Below are 20,017 nucleotides of genomic sequence, written 5' to 3'. Positions count from 1 at the left end.
CTCGCGCTACCAATTGGAGTAAGAGCCAAACTCGAAGCCGAGTGAAGCGGATGCGCGGACCGAGTAGCGAGTGGGTTTCGTTCCATCAGCTCCGATCACTGGGCTGAGGCCGGTGTAACTGCGCGTTCCCCAGTCCATCGCATGACTTTTTTGGCTCAGGTCGAATACATTCTCTGATGCGCTGATGCCGCTGAGCTGCGCTGAGATCGGCCCTAGTCCGGCCCCGACGGAAAACGTACCGGTCGTGCGCCCGATATAGCCAGACCCGCAGGACTTTGCGTGCTTAGATGGACCGCCATCTGGGTCCAGTGACGCTCCTGCACCAAACCCAAGACCGATACGTCCGGTAAGTTCTAAGGTGCCGTTCTTCCAGGCGATGTTGACGCCGCCACCAAGCAGCGCGTATGCCTCAAGGGTGAACGACCAAAGCCCGCGTGGATCAATGAAAACGAGAGGATTGTTTTCGCCGTACGCGTAGAGGGATATCCCGCCATGCAGACCGATCGGGTCACTCTGTACAAATCGTCCACTTGTCGGATCATAGTCACGCCACCCGTTCTGATAGAGCTTGGTGACCGCATCAAAGCGTTGCCCCGGAAAGCGCATGTCGAACAGGTACTTCCGGCCATCGCCATCGGCATCGTCATTGGGCGGGTTGGAGCCGAAGGCATCGCCAAGGATGTCCCATGCCCAAATGGCCCTGTCCCTTGCGCGATCAATCACGACCCTCGGCGTACCGATGTGATCGGCCTCGATATCGTGGACGGTGTCGCCATCAAGGGCTGCGATCGGCAGGTCATCCAGCCATACAGCCTGGCGAATGGCCCGTCCGGCGCTGTCGTAGTCACCTAACCAATGCCCGGATTCATCGTGCAGCGCGATCGTTGATTGCCCTGCGATGTACCGCGCCACCTGCTGCCCGAATGGGTTATAGAGATAGTTCATCTCGACCACGCCGTTCACCTTGGCCTGGCTCATGCGCCCGCTGGCGTCGTAGACGAATTCGCGCTCATCCATGTGGGTGGTGTTGCCGTTCTCGTCATGGCCGCGAAGCACGCCCGCAGCCATGATCAAGCGGTGGCTGTCCGCAGGGTATTCGTACGTTTTCACTGGAGAAGGCGGCGCCGTCCAGCTCAGGCGGTTCCCCGTCTTGTCGTAGGTGTACGTCTGCCGTGCGCTGGTTGGGCCGGTGGCCGTGACCCGACCTAGCGCGTCATGTGTGACGTTGGTCGTTGTGCCGCTACTCGTAAGGGTCTTGCCCTTGCCGTCGGCATAAGTGATCGCCAGGTCGAGGCCGTCCGGGCGCCCATCCGTCGCCCGGGTCAAGGCGCCCTGCAGGTTGTATGTGCGGGTGAGGGTGCGAGTGCCCGCAGTCCACTGGATGGGGCGGCCAAGGGAGTCGCGTTGGATGGCGGTGACGATGGGTTGTACGGTGCCTCCGTCAAGGCTCACATCGACGATGTTGCCCATGGCATCCCGTGAATAGACGACGCGGCGGCCATCCGGGTAGGTCATGGAGGCCAGTCGCCCGGCGGGCGTGTACGCGTAAGCCAGGTCGAGGCGAACGCCCCGCACGGTCTGGCTCTTGCGTACCACCCGGCCAGCGAAGTCGTAGCAGAAGGTCGTGTTTCCGCCATCACGGTCGGTGGCGCTCGCGAGGCGACCCACGCCGTACGTCTCGCCAGCGGGGCAAACAGACGACGCGACATCATAGGTGAAGCGTGTCTGTTTGCCGTCGCTGTAGGTTAGGGTGGTGACGCGACCCAGGGCGTCGTGTCCGCGCTCGATGCGGCGGTGGTCGGCGGGTGTTTCGCCGACGACCTGGCCCGCTTCATCGTTCTCGAACGCCGTCTCCCCGCTATCGGGGCTGCGCTGCCAGAGGAGATCACCCAGGCCGTTGTGTAGGTATCCCGTGGAGAGCCGCTTCGGGTCAACGACGGTGTTGGTGTTGTCGGCACCGTCGTACGTGAAATCCGTTTGCGCCGTAAGTAGGAACTGGCCTTCGGTGCGGCGGGTTACGCGACCACGGGCATCGCGTATGAGCGCCACTTTGGTGGTATTGCCTTCCACGCCTTTGGAGCGGCCGTTTGCATCGGCCGGGAACGAAAGGGTGAACCCGTCGCGGTCGCGGATGCTCTCCAGGATGCCGTGGGTGCCGTAGGTGAATTCCCTGTGAGCATCCTCGGTGCCGTCGGGCCGAAGATGCGTTACGGCACCGACAAGGCCCTGGTCGTCCCGGTCGAGCCGCTGCCGGTTGCCCTGGGCGTCGATGCGTTCCACGAGGCGGTGCGCGGCGTCGTAGATATGCCGCACACTGGCACCATCCGCGTCGGTCAGCGTCTCGATATCGCCGTTGGCGTTGTAGGCGATGCGGGTCACGCGGTCGCCAGCGGATGGGTTTCCATCCTGTCGGGCACGCAGCGCAACCTCCACTGGCCTGCCGGCCTCGTCGTAGCGGCGATCGGTACGAACACCCTGGGCATCGGTGCTGGCCAGGACACGTCCTGCGCCGTCATAAGCGAGCACGGTGGTGACGTGCCCAAGCGCATTCGCCAGCGTGTGCAGGTCGCCCTTACGCCACGCACAGGAGGAAGAACCCTTCGCGCAACCGGGATCGTCGCTCAGGCGGTACGCGTAGCGGGTGGTATCCACACTACCGGCGATGGGGCCGTCGATCGAAGCAAGCCGGCCGGCCGCATCGTAGGCAAAGCGTGTAACGCGTTCGTCGGGCCACGCCGCGGAACGCGGGTCGGCCGCATCGGCCAATCCGCCGTTACGTTGCTCGGTGAGATTGCCCTTGGCATCGTACGTCAGCGTCGTCCAGCGCGTGCCGTCATCGATGCGCGTCGGCTTGTCGAAGGCCGGGTGCCACGTCGTCTTTATCGTCCGGGCGGCGCTGGTGCCGGCCGCTTCCGTGCGCTCTGTCTCAAGACCGCGTGCGTCGTCGTAGTGGTACGTGGTTGGTACACCAAGGTAATCGGTCTGGCTGGCGACCACGCCGCCCGCTTGATAATCGAATGTGCGGCTCGCCGAATTGCCGCGCACACGTTCGGTTCGCTTCTGCAGGCGGACGCGCTCATCGGGCCGGACCGACGACCAGGTTTCATCTCGGCGTGGATCCTTGCCGCTTACGACGACACCGTCGCGCGATACCTTCAGTGCAGTCCACTCCAGATCGTCCCCGTGAGACGAGCGAATGGCCCGGTTGTCGGTGTCGTAGCCGAATGTGGCGAAGCGCTTGCCATCGGCGCCGACGATGCCCGTGAGCTTGTGGCTTGGCTTTCCGCCCATGGCCGACTCGTCATACACGTAGGTGATCTGCCGCCCATCGGCGTAGGTGACGCCGACCAGGTCGAATTGGTCGCGGTTCACGGCCTTGCTGTAGGCGTAAGTCACCGTGGACCCATCTGGCAGGCTGAGCGTCGCTAGCCGGCCCACGTCGTCATAGGTGAGGCGGAGTTCCCGGCCTTGCGGGTCCTGCACGCGAACGAGCGCCCGTTGGTCACGAACGCCCCACCCAGAGATCGTTGCGTACGAAAGCGTCGTGGTGTTGCCGTTGCTGTCGGAGCGACTGGTCAGGTAGCCGTCTTCGTCGTAACGCTCTTCAGTCAGGTCGGGCGCGGTGTAGATCCAGCCTTTTCCCGCATCGTCGCGTAATGTGCCCCGTTCGCCAGCCTCGGGTACGTAGCTCTTTCCACGATGCCGGAAACGGACCTCGCGCCCGTCCTCGCGGATAAGAAACAGCGACTGCACGTACGCGGCCGCGTCCGGATCATAGTCACCGCGATGGACAATGCGCCGGTCCCACGTGTGGCGCCAGCGGGCCCCCATCCGCGAGTCTTCCACGTAGAGGGACAATGGCGTGGTGAGCTGGTCGCGCTCGGCTGACATGGCGCCGCTGTGATAACGGCGGACAAACGCCAGCCCCGAACCTGAGGGATCGTCGTAGTCCGTGGCGGTCTCGATCTTGCTCATGGTCAGCGGATTGATGGGATTGCCGACCGTGGGCGCGTTACCTATCGGACACTGGTTGGCCCCGCTTTCCATCGGTGCGCCGAGATCGGCAGGCGCGGGTCGGATGCGTGACGGCTCGCACGCGACGGGTGTGTACGATGTCCGTCCGTCGCGGTTGTCGTAATGATTGCCCTGGTCATCGACAAGCACTGCGCCATTAGGACAGGAGCGAACGATGGAAATGGCGTGCGACGTCCATGGGCGATCGATCGAGCCCATGACGATCTCCACCTTCGTTGCCTGGCTTTGTTTACCTGCGGCTCCGTGGACGGGGGTCTTCACAGTGCGTAGTAGCTGGCAATCGGACGCGCTACCGCAATAGTTGGCGACGATCCTGCCGATCGCGCTGTTCATTCGTGCGGCATCAGCATAGACATCAATGGATGTATCGATGCCAAGATTTCGTCCAAAGGTGTAGAAGCCATCCTCGTATGACGGGAAGCGTTCCGGAAGGGTCGTGGCAAGCGCGTACGTCGGGCATGCGGCCGAGGTTGCGCCTATAGCGAGGGATAAAATGGAAATGCGCGGGGTTTTTCGAGGGACCGAGGGCATGCCTTTCCTTACTGGCGATAACGAATCGCGCAGGCTAGACACCCCCATCGTCGCTGCCTATGGAAGGATTCTGAAAAATGATGCCCGTCAACCGTTATGTGCGGTCGTTTGCAGAATCGAGATCATGAGCGTCTTGACGCATCAAGTGTCCGGGATTCTCAACCCGCGGGCATAAAAAACCCGGCTTGCGCGCCGGGTCGAGAATGCCTCCCAAGAGGGGAGAGGTGCCGCGCGGTGGGAGAGCCGCGCGGCACGATTTGCGATTACAGGTCGTAGCGGACCGAGAAGCGGAAGTACCGCGGCTGGGTGTACGAATTGGCACGCTTATAGGTCGCCACCGGCACGCCGGCGGCGTTTTCGCCGACCTCGATAACGCTGGTTTCGCGCTGCTGGCTGAAGACGTTGAAGACGTCCACGTTGAAGCCCAGCTTGTGGTCGGCGAAAGCCGGGCGCCATTCGGCGCCGACGTTCAGTTGCTGCGTCCACGGCAAGCGGCCACGCGAACCGCGCGGGGAGAGTTTGCCGTCGCAGTAGAAGTATGACGCGCCGTACTGGATGGGATCGCCCGGGGCGAGGCCAATGCAGTTAACAGGTCGGCCCGAGGCCACCACCATATTGGCGCTGAGCAGCCATTCCGGCGTCATCTGGTAGAAGCCGTAAGCCTTGAACTGGTGCGTGCGATCGTTCGGCAGGGGGCCGTTTGAGCCCACCATGATTTCCGGTGCATCCCAGTCCTGCGTCACTGACGGATCACGCTGGCCAATATCCGACTTGAGCATGCCCTCGGAGTTTCCATAGCTGCGCGAGAACACGTAGTCGAATTTCGCGTACCACTTTTCGTCGAACTGCTTCTCGGCATAGAGGTTGAGGGCGTAGTACTTGCGCTTGAGATCCGGGAAGCCGATGCCGTTGTTGGTGAAGTCACCCTTGGTCAGTGTCACGTCACGGAAGTTGCCGTTGCCATCCATGTCGACCTGGAACGTGTTGCTCTTGCCCGGGTTGAACAGGTAGCAGCCCGAGATGGTGGCGTTGCTCATGTCCACGCCATTGCGCGCGCCCCAGTTTTCAAACGGACGCGAATCGCAGAAGTCGTCGATCGAGCTCTTCAGCTTGCGCAGGGTGGCCTTGGCGCCCACGACCCAGTCGCTGCCCAGCTGCTTGTCGAAACCGAGGATGTACTCATCCTGGTAGTACGCATCCATGCCCTTGGCCGCGATGGTGCGCGGATCGGGGTTCGTGCCATCGTGGCCGTTCGATGCGTACTCGCGGCCATTGGGCACGAAGCCGACGGGCATGCCCGTGACCGGATCGATACTGTCGAACGTGCCGAACTGGCGCAGGAAGTAGGAGCCCGAAGCGGCACGAATGGCGACATTCGACGGGATGGCCAGGTGGTAGCGGCCCGCGTTGCCGTACACCTTCAGCGAGGAATCACCGAACACGTCCCAGGTGAGGCCGAGGCGCGGTGCCAGCTGGTGGCGCTGCTTCACGTACACATCGCCCGCGCCATTTACGTTCTTGAACTGCTCATTGCGCAAGCCGATGTACGCCAGCCAGCGGTCGTTGACCTGCCAGTGGTCTTCAATGAACTGCGCTTCCTGCACCGTCTTCACGTTAGATGCGGCGTAGTAGTACACGCGCTGCACGTAACGGGTGGTGCCGGCCGGGAACAGCACATCGGGGTAGCCATTGATTGTGCCGCTCGCCGGGGCGTTGCCGTACGTCCAGTAGTACGCGCCACCATTCGCGCGACCGGAATCCGGGCCTTCATACGAGTTGCCGGAGAACGATTCGAGCGTCTGGTTATCGAGGCCTGCACGCAGGTCGTGATCACCCACACGGTATTCGACGTCCAGGCGCCAGCCGTGGGTCTTGTCTTCTGCGCCCGGCGCAAGGAGCTGGCCCTGCAGATAGCAGTTCGGCGGGAAGATGGTGCGGCCGTTCTCGTTGAAGCTGCCGGTGATAAGGGGGCACTCACCGCCGACGGAGTTCACCGTCTGCTGGTGCTTGGTGCTGCTGTGGCCGTAGAGGGCGTTCACCGTGAGATCGTCGGTGAGGTACCCGGTGTACTTGCCGATGTACACATCGCCACCCGGCGTGGCGCCGGCGGTGCCGTAGTTCTTGTTGTACAGCGAACCACGGTAAGCGCCACGGTTGCCGGTGGCGTAGCTGTACGCGTAGATATCGTTCTGCTCGGTGGTCTTGTCACTGAAGCCGGTGAGTTCGAGCAGGTGGTTATCGCTGATGTTCCAGTCGATCTTGGCCAGGTAGCGGTTGGTCTTGGTGGTGTAGTTTGTATCCGTGGCCGCCGCCGTCGAGCCGCGCGTAAAGCCCTCGGTACGGATGAAGTCACCCGTGGCGTACAGGAACAGCTTGTCCTTGACCAGCGGGCCGCTGATGTACGCCGAGTACTCGGTGCTCCAGCTCTTGTTCTTGGTGCGGTCCTGGTAGAGCTGGCCGTTCGTCAGGTAGATATTGCGAGGATCGTCGCGCAAGGCTTCCGGTGTGTAGATGACCTGGCCGCCAGCTTTCCACGTGTTGCCGCCGCGCTTGGTGATCATGTTGACCACGCCGCCGGTGGAGCGGCCGTACTCGGCGCCGTAGCCACCGGTGAAGATCTGCTGCTGGTCGATCGCGTCGTACGGCAGGCTGATAAGGCCAAGGCCGGTCAGCGCGTTGGTGACGGCGTAGCCGTTCACGTAGTACTGGTTCTCCGCGGCGGAGGCACCACCGAACGATGCGACATTGCCGTAGCGCGAATCGCCGCCAACGGCGCCCGGGGCGAGTAGCGCGGCCGAGGTGACATCACGCGCGATCGGCAGCTTCTGCAGCTGTTCCGCGGTGAGGACCGTGCGCGAATCCACGGATGAGACATCGATGGTCGGCAACGCGGTACCCGTGACCTGGATGCCTTCAAGGGTGGCTGCATTTGCCGCCGATGCGGCGTCGGTCACGAACGATACGTCGGTGCCCGAACCTATCTGCACCGACACGTTCTCGCGGGTGCTCACGGTCGCGCCATCGCGCATGACGGAGATGTTGTAACGCCCGACTGGCAGCGACGAAGCGCGATAGCGGCCCTCGGCATCCACGTTGATATCGCGGCTGAGGCCGGTATCGACGTTCTGCAGGTGCACGGTGGTGCCCTGGTCGGCGGAGACACGACCGAAGACCACGCCGGAGGCGTTGGATTGTGCGTAGACGTTTCCAGCGGCGGCTAGGCCGAGCGCGAGCGCCAGCGCCGTGGGGCGCAGGAACAGGCGGGCGGAGTGATTTTTCGACATGCAAAAGCCCCTACCGGGCCCCTGTGGAAGGGCCCCTTGGTTGACGACGGAGTTGGAGCGAGCTCATGGGGGAAGCTCGCGTGATTCACCCGGCGTGCGGCCTTTCGCCATTCCCCTGCGGAGGGCTGCCCGGTAGCGGGTGAGCTCTGGTTCTATGGCAGGAAATTACGAGTGTCAAACCTGCGTGAAGGTACGATGACACCTAGCTATGGCGTCTATACGAAACGAAATCAGCGACTTGCGGCGCTGGATGGCGTTAGGGCCAAACAGCCATATGGACGTCTGTCGCGGCGATGCAAACGCCTGCGCCATGAAGAAATTCGTAGGAAACGACGAACGACAACCCACTTTTGTCGCGCGGAAACGAAAAGAGCCCGGCATGACCGGGCTCTTTCGATAAAGTGGTGAGATAAATCTCAGGACAGGTTGTAGCCGCGCTCCTCGTGCAGCGCGAGGTCCAGGCCGACCTGCTCCTGTTCCTCATCCACGCGCAGGCCCATGGTCACGGCAATGCCCTTGAAGATCGCGTAGCTAAGCACCGCGCTGTACACGACAGTGAACGCCACACCCTTGAACTGGATCCACAGCTGCAGGCCGAGGTCGGTAACCGTGCCGAAGCCGCCGAGTGCCGGTGCCGCGAGCGGGCCGGTGAGCAGTGCACCAAGGATGCCAGCCACCGCGTGCACGCCGAACACATCGAGCGAATCGTCATAGCCCAGCTTTCGCTTCAGGCGCGTCGCGCAGAAGAAGCAAACGACGCCGGCGGCGAGGCCGAGCACCAGCGCGCCGCCCGGGCCGCACGTGCCTGCGGCGGGAGTGATTGCGACGAGACCTGCCACGGCGCCCGAGGCAATGCCCAGCACGCTGGGGCGGCGATGGGTGATCCATTCCACGGCGGTCCAGCCAATGGCGGCGGCGGCCGTAGCGATCTGCGTGACCAGCATGGCCATGCCGGCACTGCCGTTGGCAGCCACGGCAGAGCCCGCGTTGAAGCCGAACCAGCCCAGCCACAGCATGCTTGCGCCCACGAGCGTGTAGCCCAGGTTGTGCGGCGGCATGGGCGTCGTCGGGTAGCCGCGGCGCTTGCCAATCACCAGGCAGCCGACGAGGCCGGCGATACCCGCGTTGATATGCACCACTGTGCCGCCGGCGAAATCGAGCACGCCCAGATCGCCGAGGAATGAGCCGGGGCCGCCCCAGACCATGTGTGCGATGGGCAGGTACACCACCGTGAACCACAGCGCGGTGAACACCAGCAAGGCGGAAAACTTCATGCGCTCGGCGATCGCACCGACGATCAGCGCGGGGGTGATGATCGCGAAGGTCATCTGGAACATCACGAACACGGCTTCGGGCACCGTGTTGTACAGGCTGCCCGGGGCGAGGCCCGCGAGCATGGCGTGGCCAAAGCCACCCACGAACGAATGCAGCCCCGTGGTGCCGGCGGCCATGCCGGTGGTGTCGAAGGCGACGGAGTAGCCGTAAACCACCCACAGCACGGTGACCAGCGCCGTGATGGCAAAACACTGCATGAGCACCGAAAGCAGGTTCTTCGCACGGACCATGCCGCCGTAGAAGAGCGCGAGACCCGGGATCGTCATCAGCAGGACGAGCATGGTGGCCGTGAGCATCCAGGCCGTATCGCCGCTATCGAGCTTGGCGGGCGCAGCGGCCTGGGCGAATGCGAGGGCAGGGGAGCAGGCCGCTACGGCGGCAAGGGAGCGGAAGGACTTAAAGCGCATCGCCATCCACCTCCTGCGTGCGAATACGGATGGCCTGTTCGAGATCGATAACGAAGATCTTGCCGTCGCCGATCTTGCCGGTACGCGCGGCCGTGCTGATTGCTTCGATCGCCCGCTCGAGCTGTTCGTCGGTTACCGCGATCTCGATCTTCAGCTTGGGGAGAAAATCGACAACGTATTCAGCACCCCGGTAGAGCTCGGTGTGGCCATGCTGGCGGCCAAACCCCTTCACCTCGGTCACCGTCATGCCCTGCACGCCTACCTCGGCCAGGGCCTCACGGACATCGTCCAGCGTGAACGGCTTGATGATCGCGTTGATCCACTTCATGTGCCGCGCTTCCCCATCTGGTTTGGATAGGGAAGACAAGGCACGATGCGTGCCACCCGCGGCAGAGGGAGCGAAGCCGTTGTGCGACAACGCCTGCGGCGTCGTGCCAAAGGTACATACGAGATGGTTTGCACCAATATGGAGCGAACAATCGTCCATACTGGTGCCCAGCAAGCGCGTTCCTACAAGGGCTTGGCCACGCTGCGTTGCAAAATGGACCTCGAAACAGTACCATTTTGGTCCGGTTTCCCATTCCCCGTTCCCGCCGATGCTCCGCGTCAGCCGACTAACCGACTACGCCACCGTGGTGATGACCGTCATCGCCACGCACCCCAGCGACGTTCTGAGCACGGCTCAGATCGCCGATGAGGCGCGCCTGGAGTTGCCCACCGTTTCCAAGCTGCTCAAGCTGCTTGGCCACGCCGGGCTGGTGGATTCGTTCCGCGGCGTGAACGGTGGTTACCGCCTGGCACGGCCAGCGGAAGCGATCAGCCTGGCCGATATCGTCGAGGCGCTGGAAGGGCCGATCGGGCTTACCGAATGCAGCATCGCCCAGGGGCATTGCGATCGTCAGTCGCAGTGCGGCGTCAGCGGCAGCTGGCGCTCCGTTTCCGGGGCCATCGATGGCGTGCTGCGCGGTATGACCCTGGCACAGATGCTTGCCGGGCGCCCAGCGGCGCCGGCGAAGGGCGCGGCCGATGCCGCGCAGGCAAACGCATGAACGAGAGCGAGAACATGACACGCGACGTGGCAGACCCGGTGCGCGATAACGCTGAAGTCGTAGAGGCGCTCAACCGCCGCTATGAAGCCGGCTTCGTCACCGATATCGAATCCACCAGCCTTCCGCCCGGCCTCAACGAGGACATCGTCCGCCAGCTGTCGGCGATCAAGGGCGAGCCCGAGTGGATGACCGAGTGGCGCCTGGCCGCCTACCGTCACTGGCTCACCATGCCGGAGCCGGATTGGGCGAAGCTCGATATCGGCCCTATCGATTATCAGTCGGTGAGTTACTACTCCGCGCCCAAGGCCGGCCCGAAGTCGCTGGATGAAGTGGACCCCAAACTGCTCGAGACCTACGAGAAGCTGGGCGTGCCGCTGCATGAGCGTGCGAAGCTGGCGGGCGTGGCGGTCGATGCCGTCTTCGATTCGGTGTCGGTCGGTACCACCTTCCGCAAGGAACTGGCCGAAGCGGGTGTCATCTTCTGCTCCATGTCCGAAGCCATCCGCGAGCACGGGGACCTGGTGCGCCAGTACCTGGGCAGCGTGGTGCCGGTGGGCGATAACTACTTCGCCGCCCTGAACTCCGCCGTGTTCTCCGATGGTAGTTTCGTCTTCATTCCCAAGGGCACCCGTTGCCCCATGGAACTGTCGACGTACTTCCGCATCAACGCCATGAACACCGGGCAGTTCGAGCGCACGCTGATCGTGGCCGAGGACGACAGCTACGTGTCGTACCTCGAGGGCTGCACCGCGCCCATGCGCGACGAGAACCAATTGCACGCAGCCGTGGTTGAACTGGTCGCACTCGATCGCGCGCAGATCAAGTACTCCACCGTGCAGAACTGGTACCCCGGTGACGAGAACGGCGTGGGCGGCATCTATAACTTCGTGACCAAGCGCGGCGATTGCCGTGGCGTGGAATCGAAGATCAGCTGGACCCAGGTGGAAACCGGCTCGGCCATCACCTGGAAGTACCCCAGTTGCGTGCTGCGCGGTGATCGCTCGGTGGGCGAGTTCTACTCGGTGGCACTCACTCACCACCGCCAGCAGGCCGATACCGGCACCAAGATGATCCACATTGGCAAGGGCACCAAGTCGAAGATCGTGGCCAAGGGCATCAGTGCGGGGCGCAGCTCCAACAGCTACCGCGGCCTGGTCAAGATCGAGAAGGGCGCCGATGGCGCGCGCAATTACACGCAGTGCGATTCGCTGTTGATCGGCAAGAAGTGCGGCGCCCATACCTTCCCGTACATGGAAGTGAAGAACCCGGGCGCCATCGTGGAGCACGAGGCGACCACCTCGAAGATCTCTGACGACCAGCTGTTCTACTGCCTCTCGCGCGGCATTGGCGAGGAAGATGCCGTTTCCATGATCGTGGATGGCTTCTGCAAGCAGGTGTTCCGCGAGCTGCCCATGGAGTTCGCCGTGGAAGCCAAGAAGCTGCTCGAAGTCTCGCTCGAAGGCGCGGTGGGCTAAGCGATGGGTATCGCTGGCTCCGCCCCGGGCCTCACCGACCTGCGCGCGCTGCTGGCCGCGCTGGATCCGGCTGTGGACCCGGTGCCCAAGCGCTTCATCCATGTCTCGCACGATCGCGCCCGCGAGCGCATGGCCGAAGCGCTCATGATGTTCCGCGAAGACGAGGGCACCACGCTCATCGTCGACGTGACCGAGGATGACCGCAGTGGCGATCGCATGCTGTGGGCGTGCATCACCCTGCGCGTGCAGTCCAGCCTGACCGCGGTGGGCATGATGGCCGCCGTCTCCGCCGCGCTCGCGAAGCGTGGCATTCCCTGCAACCCCGTTTCCGCGTTCCTGCACGATCACATCTTCGTGCCCTGGGACCGCCGCGACGAAGCGCTCGATGCGCTCTCGCACCTGACGCCCTGATGGACAGCCCCGCCATGCACATGCTCAAGATCGAAAACCTCCATGCCCGCGTCGAGGGCAAGGAAATCCTTAAAGGCCTTTCGCTCACCGTGAACCCGGGCGAAGTGCACGCCATCATGGGGCCCAACGGCGCGGGCAAGTCCACGCTGGGCAACGTCCTCTCCGGGCGTGATGGTTACGAGGTGACGGAAGGTTCGGTGTCGTTCGGCGGCCAGGATCTGTTGGCCCTGGAGCCGGAAGAGCGCGCGGCCGTCGGCCTGTTCCTCGCGTTCCAGTACCCGGTCGAGATCCCTGGCGTGAACAACACCTACTTCCTGCGTGCCGCGCTGAATGCGCAGCGGAAGTTCCGTGGCGAGGATGAGCTGGATTCCATGCGCTTCCTCAAGCTGGTGCGTGAGAAGCTGAAGATCATGCAGATCTCCGACGAGCTGCTTCACCGCGCCGTGAACGAAGGCTTTTCCGGCGGCGAAAAGAAGCGCAATGAAATCTTCCAGATGGCCGTCCTCGAGCCGAAGCTCGCGATCCTCGACGAGACCGACTCCGGCCTCGATATCGATGCCCTCAAGCAGGTCGCCGAAGGCGTGAACGCACTGCGTTCGGCCGAGCGCTCGTTCATCGTCGTGACGCACTACCAGCGCCTGCTGGACTACATCGAACCGGATTTCGTCCACGTGCTGGCGGGCGGCCGAATTGTCGAAAGTGGCGACAAGTCGCTCGCGCTGAAGCTCGAAGCCGAAGGCTACGCCTGGCTGGCCGACAAGCACCCGCACCTGCGCAAGGCCGACCTGGCCGGAGAGCCGGCATGACCAGCGCGCCGTCCCTGTTCGTGCGGGCGGCGCTGGATGCCGCCGCCGCGGTGCCCGCCACGGGCATTGCGTGGCTCGATGCCGCGCGCCGCGAAAACCTGGATGCCTTTGCTGAAACCGGGCTGCCGGAAGGGCGCAACGAGGCGTGGAAATACACGCCGCTGCGTGCGCTTTCGCAGCGTGCGTTCGCGCTTGCCGATGCGGAAGTGGCGGCGAAAGCCGATATCGCGGCGTCGCTCACCACGTTGCCGGGCGTCGATGGTGCCCGTGTCGTTCTCGTTGATGGCGTCTACCGCGCCGATCTCTCCTCGCTGAGTGCTGGCGAAGGCGTCGACCTGGCGCCTCTGAGTCTCGCGCTTGGTACCCAGCCCGAGCCCCTGCGCTTTGCGCTGGCCAATCGCTACCGCCGCGGTGCCGCGGATGCCTTCGCTCACCTGAATGCGGCACTGGCCGGCGATGGCGTCGTGCTTCGCGTGGCTGATGGCGTCGCACTGGCCAAGCCGCTGCACATCGTCCATGTCACCAGCGGCGCCCAGCCGGATACCGCCTGGCACGCTCGCGTGCTGGTGGAAGTGGGCAAGGGCGCCCGGGCGGATGTGGTTGAACACTTCGTTTCCGCAGGCGCTGCGCCGCAGCTGGGCACGGTGGTGGCCGATTACACGGCGCGTGAAGGTGCGGTGCTGGGTCTGGTCATCGTGCAGGATGCCTCATCCGCCACCACGCTTGTGCGTCGCGGTCACGTCCGGCTGGATGCCGAAGCGCATGTGACGGTTCACGCACTCGAACTCGGCGGCGCACTCGTCCGCCACGAACTCACCGCCGAAGTCCTGGGCGACCGTGCGCGTTTCGATACCCGCGGCGTGTTCGCGCTGGCCGGCCGCCAGCATGTGGATACGCAGCTGGAAGTGCACCACAAGGCACGTGACACCGCTTCCGAAGCGCTCTGGCGCGGCATTGCCGATGGCCGCTCGCGTGGCGTCTTCCGCGGCGCCATCGTGGTGGCCGAGGGCGCCGATGGCACCGACGCCTCGCTCAGCAACAAGAACCTGCTTCTGTCGGGCTCCGCGGAAATCGATACCAAGCCGGAACTCGAGATCTATGCCGACGAAGTGAAGGCGGCGCACGGCGCCACGATCGGCCAGCTCGACGAACGCTCGCTGTTCTATCTGCGTTCGCGCGGTATCCCGTTGGTGGAGGCGCGCAGCCTGCTTACCCTGGCGTTCTGCCGGGCGGCGCTGGAATCGCTATCCAACGAGGCCTTGCGTGAACACCTGGGCGACCTGCTGGTGGCGCACCTGCCCACCACGGTTGCTGCCGATTAAGTCCGGAGCCAAGCCATGAATGCCAGGGCCGAGACCGCCCCCCTTCCGTTGGATGTCGAGCGCATCCGTGCCGACTTCCCGCTGCTGTCACGCACCGTGCACGGCAAGCCGCTCATCTACTTCGATAGCGCCAATACCAGCCAGAAGCCGGTATCGGTGATCGAGGCGGTGGATCGCCACTATCGCGAGCACAATGCGAACGTGGCCCGCGCGGTGCACACGCTCGGCGAAGAGGCGACGGCGGCCTACGAAGGTGCCCGAGACGCCCTGGCCCGCTTCATCAATGCACCGTCGCGTGACGAGGTGATCCTGACCTCGGGCACCACGCAGGCGATCAACCTGGTCGCCTACAGCTACGCGCTTCCACGCCTGAAGCCCGGCGATGCGATTGTCACGACGGTGATGGAGCACCACGCCAATATCGTGCCGTGGCAGCTTGTCGCCGAACGCACCGGTGCCGTGGTGAAGGCCGCCCCGATCAATGAAAAGGGTGAGCTGATCCTCGAGGAATACTTCAAGCTGCTCACCCCCGAGGTGAAGCTGGCTTGCGTCGGCCACGTGTCCAACGTGACCGGCACGGTGAATCCCGTACGCGAGATCGCCCGCGAGTGCCGCAAGCGCGGTATCCCGCTGCTGGTGGATGGCTCGCAGGCCGCCCCGCACCGCAAGGTGGATGTGCAGGCCCTGGGTTGCGATTTCTACGCGATCACCGGCCACAAGATGCTGGCGCCCACGGGCACCGGCGCGTTGTGGGCGAAGCGCGAGCACCTCATGACCATGCCGCCGTTCTTCGGTGGTGGCGAAATGATCCGCGAAGTCCGCTTCGAAGGCACCGTATTCGCCGATCCGCCGCACCGCTTTGAAGCCGGCACCCCGAACATCGCCGGTTTCGCGGGCATGAAGGCGGCCATCGACTACCTCGAAGGCATTGGCTTTGATCGCCTGAAGGCGCACGAGCAGGATCTGCTGGCCTATGCCACGGATGCGATCAGTGGCCTGCCGGGGGTCCGGATCTTTGGCCAGGCCGCCGAAAAGGAGCCGGTGATTTCCTTCCTGCTCGAAGGCGCCCACGCCAACGACATGGCCACACTGTTGGATCTGCAGGGCGTCGCGGTCCGCTCCGGCCACCACTGTGCCCACCCGCTGATGCAGTGCTTCGGCGTGCCCGCCACGCTGCGCGCCTCGCTGGCCTTCTACAACACGAAGGCCGAAGTCGACGAGTTCATCGCAGCCGTAGGCCGGGTCCGCAAGCTCCTCCTCTAAGGCCTTCTGTAGGAGCGCGCTCGCGCGCGATGGGGTTTGCGACGTCGCGCGCGGGCAACCTTGCGCGCGACGCTTCCCCCGGGCTTAAAATCGCCCCATGACCCCCAAGCACACCTTTCGCACCGCCACCCAGGCCGATGCCGCCGTCATCGCCACGCTGGTCGAATCCGCCTACCGCGGCGACGCCAGCCGCGCCGGCTGGACCACCGAGGCTGATTTCCTCCATGGCCGCCGCACCGACATCACCGAGATCGAAGAACTGCTAACCGGCCCCAACGGCCGCTTCGTGCTGTTCGAGCGCGATGGGCTCGTGGCCGCCTCCTGCTACATCGAGCGGCAGGGAGCTGTGTGCTACTTCGGCATGTTCTCCGTGCACCCGCCGTTTCAGGGCACGGGTATCGGTCGCCTGGTGATCGAAGAGGTGGAGCGCATCGCCCGCGATGAGTGGCATAGCGAACGCGTGGAAATGACGGTCATTGATATCCGCGCCGAGCTGATCGCCTGGTACGAGCGCCGCGGCTATGCCCGCACGGGGCGTACCAAGCCGTTCCCCTATGGCGATGAGCGCTTCGGCCTGCCGCAGCGCGACGACCTGCGCTTCGAGTACCTTGTGAAGGACCTGGGCGCGTGAACGGCTGGGTGAAAGTCGGCACGCGTAGTGAGCTGCTACCCGGCGAGTTCCGCGTGGCATGGGATGGCGACACCGCCATTGCTGTTTACAACATCGATGGCGATCTCTACGCCATTGAAGATGTCTGCACCCACGACGGCGGCGAGCTTGCCGGCGGCCCGGTGGTTGGCTTCGAAGTGGAGTGCGTACGCCATGGCGCGCGTTTCGACCTGCGCTCGGGCGAAGTCACGTGCCCACCCGCCTATGAGCCTGTCACCGTCTTCCCTGTGCAGGAAGCCGACGGCTTCATCTGGACTCGCGACGATCGCTGAATCGCGGTCGCGTTGAGTCATCTCTGAAGTAGGAAAGGCCTGACGCGGCACGTCGGGCGAAGTTCGCATGCCTGGAAGTCAAAGTACTACATAGGGTTGCGAAAACACTGATTGAATGACACGCCATTCGTGGCAAAGAATCGTCCCTCGTTCTTGCCGGTTGGAGTGTCATGCGTACAGGGAAGGTGGTGGCTGCCGTGGCCACGGTTGTGGGGGCGCTCGCGTGGGCCCCGTGGATCACGGCGCACCTGCTTGCGCGCCTGCTCGGCGTCGATGTCTCCGAGCGATGGTGGCTTGCGTGGTGGGCCTACTACCAGCATGTGCATGAGCCGGCGTACCAGCCGTACGCATGGCGCATCTGGCTGGCCGGCGGCGTCGGCGCGGGCATACCGCTGCTCATCGCCACGGCAACGCTCATCCTGCTCTTCCGCTCGCCGGGACAGGCCCTGCACGGCAAAGCGCGTTTCGCCTCCAGGCGGGATCTCGCCCGCAAAGGCATGTTCAAGCACACGCCTACCGCGCTGGTCGTGGGTCGCCGTGGTCGCCGGTTCGTCTACATGTCGGGTCAGCAGTTCGCGATCCTCGCTGCACCCACGCGTACGGGCAAGGGCGTCGGCATCGTCATTCCCAACCTGCTGAGCTATCAGGGTTCGGTCGTCGTTCTCGACATCAAGCAGGAAAACTTCGACCTCACCAGCGGCTGGCGCAAGGCGCAGGGGCAGGAGGTCTACCTGTTCAATCCGTTCGCGGAGGATCTGCGAACGGCGCGCTGGAATCCGTTGCACTACGTTTCGGATGGCCTGTTTCGCATCTCGGACATCATGGCGCTCGCCGAGACGCTCTACCCGGACAGCGGCGGCGCAGATGGCTTCTGGGTGAGCCAGGCCCGCAACGCCTTCGTCGCCTTCACCATGTACCTCTTCGAACGCCGCGATGCGCAGTCGGGTGGCAGCCGCCTGCAGCCTTCCCACGAACCGACGCTGGGCGAGGTGTTCCGCATTTCCACGGGCGAGGGCGACGACTTCAAGGCGTACCTGCAAGGGCTCGCCACCCAGCCCTACCTCTCCGATGCCACACGTAACGCGTTCAATAACCTGCTCTCCCAGGCCGAGGACACCTTCGCCTCGATCTTGGGCTCGTTCCGCGAACCGCTGAACATGTTCCTGAACCCAGTGCTCGATGCCGCGACCAGTGGCAACGACTTCCTGCTGACCGATGTACGCAAGAAGAAGATGACCATCTACATCGGTATCCAGCCCAACAAGCTGGCCGAAAGCCGGGTACTCATCAACATGTTCTTCAGCCAGCTGGTGAAGCTCAATACCAGCGAGCTACCGGCGCAGAACAAGGAGCTGCAGCACCAATGCCTCCTCCTGATGGACGAGTTCACCGCCATTGGCCGCGTCGACATCCTCGCCAGCGCCGTCTCCTTCATCGCCGGCTACAACCTGCGGGTGCTGCCGATCATCCAGAGCCTGTCGCAGCTTGACGCCGTGTACGGGCCTGATGTGGCGCGCAGCTTCGTTACCAACCACGCTCTGCAAATCGTCTATACGCCGCGCGAACAGCGTGACGCGAATGACTACTCGGAAATGCTTGGCTACACCACGGTCCGGCAGAAAAGCATTTCCCGCGGGCAGGGCATCAGCGTCACCCACAACGACGAGCGACGCGCGCTCATGCTGCCCCAGGAGTTGAAGGCAATGAGCCAGGACAAGGAAGTCTTCTTCTACGAGGGCATTCCCCATCCGGTCATGGCGGACAAGATTCGCTATTACCAGGAGAAGTACTTCACCCGACGGCTCATGCCGAAGGTGGACGTTGAGACGCTAAAGGTGAAGGGCGTGAAGCCCTCGAAAGGAGTGTGATGAAGAGGAATAAGCGAACGGCCGTGGCCGCGGTAGGTATGTGGTTTGTCCTGGCGGGCTGCGCAACACCGGATGACCGGGGGAAGACCAGACAGGAACTCGTCGCCCAGGCTACGGAGGATGCCGAGGAGATGGCGGGATGGCCTGACATTTCCGTCGAGGACCTGGCGGAAGAGCATGGCATTGTGTACATCCGCACCCCGTCACCGGACAAATGTCCGTCGGATCCCTTTGTCCACGGGCCGCAGGATAGGTGTCATCCGCATCACGCGATGTACGCGGACATCCGTGTGCTGATTGAGAAGTTCCGGTCCAGCAGCAGCCATGCGCTCGCGGATGACGAGGCCGAGCGCATTGCGATGGCGGCATTCTTCTGCGCACGCCTGAATAAGCTGGAAAAGGTGGACGAGATCGAGTCATGGCCAAAGGGGGCGCCGTGGGCATCACGCCTGCTCACCCTTCACCAGCACCCAGGTAAGGGACCGGGTGGCCGGCCGGCAGGCGCCGTGGACATCCCCGCGATTTCTGGTCTCGCGGCCAAGCACAACCAGTTGATCTTGACCATTCGATACACGGATAGGGGCATGACCTATGACAGCGGTAACCCGTGACAGTAGTCGAGATCGCACCTCTGAACGTGCCGGGACAGACGCGCGTCTTAATGGGGACGCCGTTCTGAGTCAAAAGCGTAGGTATGCCATCGGAACGAAACACGGCGTGAAGGGAGAAGTGAAATGAGGTTTCGAATGACGGCGCTGGCGGCCACAGCGCTGCTGGTAGCAGGATGTGCGGCGGCTGACTCGGGCAAAAGGCCGCCTCGACCGACGCACTTTCGTCACCATGCGTTCTCGGCGGAATGCGGGAATACACGCAGTTGCAAGGTTCTCTATGCGAACCGATTTCAGGTCGAAGAGCTTGAGGGTGGTCCTGTCTCTCCATTGAGGGAAGGTGTCATCAAGATCGCTAGAAACGGGCATATTGCGATTCGGAACTTTCCGGGTCCGGCAATCGTTTCATGGCAATCCCTCGACGGCGAAAGGCATGAGGCTGAAATCGATATCGGTTCAATATTCAGAGACCGGGTGGTCATCCATGCAGAACCTGTAGAGGACGTCGAAGACGATAGCGTGAATGGCGAGCCCCTGATTTTGCTGGTTGTCGATGACCGGACCGTTCAGGTGTATATGCAGTCGATGGTTTATCTGAGGAAGGCCACCGGGGAACGCGACGAAAGCTACAAGGCTCGCCACGACTCGGTTCTAGCGTACTCAAAGACCTACTAAGGGAAT

The 20,017-nt window shown here is 63.4% G+C and carries 15 protein-coding genes; 11 read left to right on the top strand and 4 right to left on the bottom strand.

Annotation, left to right across the window (positions count from 1 at the left end):
• Nucleotides 1–6: 6 nt before the first annotated feature.
• From L2Y97_RS17505 to L2Y97_RS17490, 4 genes are all read right to left on the bottom strand, one after another.
• A complete protein-coding gene (locus tag L2Y97_RS17505; RefSeq protein WP_247429139.1) occupies nt 7–4,566 on the bottom strand; it encodes an RHS repeat-associated core domain-containing protein in 4,560 nt (1,519 codons plus the stop codon).
• A 263-nt stretch (nt 4,567–4,829) separates the two neighbouring features.
• Nucleotides 4,830–7,850: a TonB-dependent receptor gene (locus L2Y97_RS17500; RefSeq protein WP_247429137.1), complete on the bottom strand. Its 3,021-nt coding sequence runs from the start codon at nt 7,848–7,850 to the stop codon at nt 4,830–4,832.
• A gap of 416 nt (nt 7,851–8,266) precedes the next feature.
• Complete coding sequence (locus L2Y97_RS17495; protein ID WP_425492862.1) at nt 8,267–9,592, bottom strand: ammonium transporter; 1,326 nt, start codon at nt 9,590–9,592, stop codon at nt 8,267–8,269.
• Nucleotides 9,582–9,920 carry a P-II family nitrogen regulator gene (locus L2Y97_RS17490; protein WP_139984600.1) on the bottom strand — a complete coding sequence of 113 codons (339 nt, stop codon included), beginning with the start codon at nt 9,918–9,920 and terminating at the stop codon, nt 9,582–9,584. The genes L2Y97_RS17495 and L2Y97_RS17490 overlap by 11 nt, the downstream gene beginning before the upstream one ends.
• A gap of 268 nt (nt 9,921–10,188) precedes the next feature.
• Between L2Y97_RS17490 and L2Y97_RS17485 the strand changes: the two genes are divergently transcribed.
• From L2Y97_RS17485 to L2Y97_RS17435, 11 genes are all read left to right on the top strand, one after another.
• Complete coding sequence (locus L2Y97_RS17485) at nt 10,189–10,641, top strand: SUF system Fe-S cluster assembly regulator (protein ID WP_247429133.1); 453 nt, start codon at nt 10,189–10,191, stop codon at nt 10,639–10,641.
• 14 nt (nt 10,642–10,655) lie between these two features.
• Nucleotides 10,656–12,116, top strand: coding sequence for a Fe-S cluster assembly protein SufB (gene sufB, locus L2Y97_RS17480; protein WP_247436866.1), 1,461 nt, complete (start codon nt 10,656–10,658; stop codon nt 12,114–12,116).
• A 3-nt stretch (nt 12,117–12,119) separates the two neighbouring features.
• Nucleotides 12,120–12,527, top strand: a complete 408-nt coding sequence (locus L2Y97_RS17475) for an ACT domain-containing protein (protein WP_247429131.1) — start codon at nt 12,120–12,122, stop codon at nt 12,525–12,527.
• Nucleotides 12,528–12,547: 20 nt separating this feature from the next.
• Complete coding sequence (gene sufC, locus L2Y97_RS17470) at nt 12,548–13,333, top strand: Fe-S cluster assembly ATPase SufC (RefSeq protein ID WP_247436864.1); 786 nt, start codon at nt 12,548–12,550, stop codon at nt 13,331–13,333.
• The gene (gene sufD / locus L2Y97_RS17465; RefSeq protein ID WP_247429129.1) at nt 13,330–14,655 is read left to right on the top strand and encodes a Fe-S cluster assembly protein SufD; all 1,326 of its coding nucleotides are present in this window, start codon (nt 13,330–13,332) and stop codon (nt 14,653–14,655) included. The genes sufC and sufD overlap by 4 nt, the downstream gene beginning before the upstream one ends.
• Nucleotides 14,656–14,670: 15 nt before the next feature.
• On the top strand, nt 14,671–15,918 hold the full coding sequence (locus tag L2Y97_RS17460; RefSeq protein WP_247429127.1) for an aminotransferase class V-fold PLP-dependent enzyme: 1,248 nt from the start codon (nt 14,671–14,673) through the stop codon (nt 15,916–15,918).
• 97 nt (nt 15,919–16,015) lie between these two features.
• Nucleotides 16,016–16,549, top strand: a complete 534-nt coding sequence (locus L2Y97_RS17455) for a GNAT family N-acetyltransferase (RefSeq protein ID WP_247429125.1) — start codon at nt 16,016–16,018, stop codon at nt 16,547–16,549.
• Nucleotides 16,546–16,860, top strand: a complete 315-nt coding sequence (locus L2Y97_RS17450) for a non-heme iron oxygenase ferredoxin subunit (RefSeq protein ID WP_247429123.1) — start codon at nt 16,546–16,548, stop codon at nt 16,858–16,860. Before L2Y97_RS17455 ends, L2Y97_RS17450 begins: the two co-directional genes overlap by 4 nt.
• Before the next feature lie 170 nt (nt 16,861–17,030).
• The gene (locus L2Y97_RS17445) at nt 17,031–18,728 is read left to right on the top strand and encodes a type IV secretory system conjugative DNA transfer family protein (protein WP_247429122.1); all 1,698 of its coding nucleotides are present in this window, start codon (nt 17,031–17,033) and stop codon (nt 18,726–18,728) included.
• Entirely contained in the window at nt 18,728–19,339 is a 612-nt protein-coding gene (locus L2Y97_RS17440) for an XVIPCD domain-containing protein (protein ID WP_247429120.1), read from the top strand. The genes L2Y97_RS17445 and L2Y97_RS17440 overlap by 1 nt, the downstream gene beginning before the upstream one ends.
• A gap of 135 nt (nt 19,340–19,474) precedes the next feature.
• Complete coding sequence (locus L2Y97_RS17435; RefSeq protein WP_247429118.1) at nt 19,475–20,011, top strand: hypothetical protein; 537 nt, start codon at nt 19,475–19,477, stop codon at nt 20,009–20,011.
• Nucleotides 20,012–20,017 lie beyond the last annotated feature (6 nt).

Origin of the sequence: Luteibacter aegosomatissinici, from assembly GCF_023078495.1 — a bacterium.
In the GTDB taxonomy this organism is placed as follows: domain Bacteria; phylum Pseudomonadota; class Gammaproteobacteria; order Xanthomonadales; family Rhodanobacteraceae; genus Luteibacter; species Luteibacter aegosomatissinici.
Note: the sequence above shows the minus strand (reverse complement) of the source record. Positions and strands in the feature narration are given on the sequence as shown.

Coding starts and splice junctions, on each gene's coding strand:
- L2Y97_RS17505 (WP_247429139.1), bottom strand. CDS start 4,566: ATGCCCTCGGTCCCTCGAAAAACCCCGCGCATTTCCATTTTATCCCTC.
- L2Y97_RS17500 (WP_247429137.1), bottom strand. CDS start 7,850: ATGTCGAAAAATCACTCCGCCCGCCTGTTCCTGCGCCCCACGGCGCTG.
- L2Y97_RS17495 (WP_425492862.1), bottom strand. CDS start 9,592: ATGCGCTTTAAGTCCTTCCGCTCCCTTGCCGCCGTAGCGGCCTGCTCC.
- L2Y97_RS17490 (WP_139984600.1), bottom strand. CDS start 9,920: ATGAAGTGGATCAACGCGATCATCAAGCCGTTCACGCTGGACGATGTC.
- L2Y97_RS17485 (WP_247429133.1), top strand. CDS start 10,189: ATGCTCCGCGTCAGCCGACTAACCGACTACGCCACCGTGGTGATGACC.
- sufB (WP_247436866.1), top strand. CDS start 10,656: ATGACACGCGACGTGGCAGACCCGGTGCGCGATAACGCTGAAGTCGTA.
- L2Y97_RS17475 (WP_247429131.1), top strand. CDS start 12,120: ATGGGTATCGCTGGCTCCGCCCCGGGCCTCACCGACCTGCGCGCGCTG.
- sufC (WP_247436864.1), top strand. CDS start 12,548: ATGCTCAAGATCGAAAACCTCCATGCCCGCGTCGAGGGCAAGGAAATC.
- sufD (WP_247429129.1), top strand. CDS start 13,330: ATGACCAGCGCGCCGTCCCTGTTCGTGCGGGCGGCGCTGGATGCCGCC.
- L2Y97_RS17460 (WP_247429127.1), top strand. CDS start 14,671: ATGAATGCCAGGGCCGAGACCGCCCCCCTTCCGTTGGATGTCGAGCGC.
- L2Y97_RS17455 (WP_247429125.1), top strand. CDS start 16,016: ATGACCCCCAAGCACACCTTTCGCACCGCCACCCAGGCCGATGCCGCC.
- L2Y97_RS17445 (WP_247429122.1), top strand. CDS start 17,031: ATGCGTACAGGGAAGGTGGTGGCTGCCGTGGCCACGGTTGTGGGGGCG.
- L2Y97_RS17440 (WP_247429120.1), top strand. CDS start 18,728: ATGAAGAGGAATAAGCGAACGGCCGTGGCCGCGGTAGGTATGTGGTTT.
- L2Y97_RS17435 (WP_247429118.1), top strand. CDS start 19,475: ATGACGGCGCTGGCGGCCACAGCGCTGCTGGTAGCAGGATGTGCGGCG.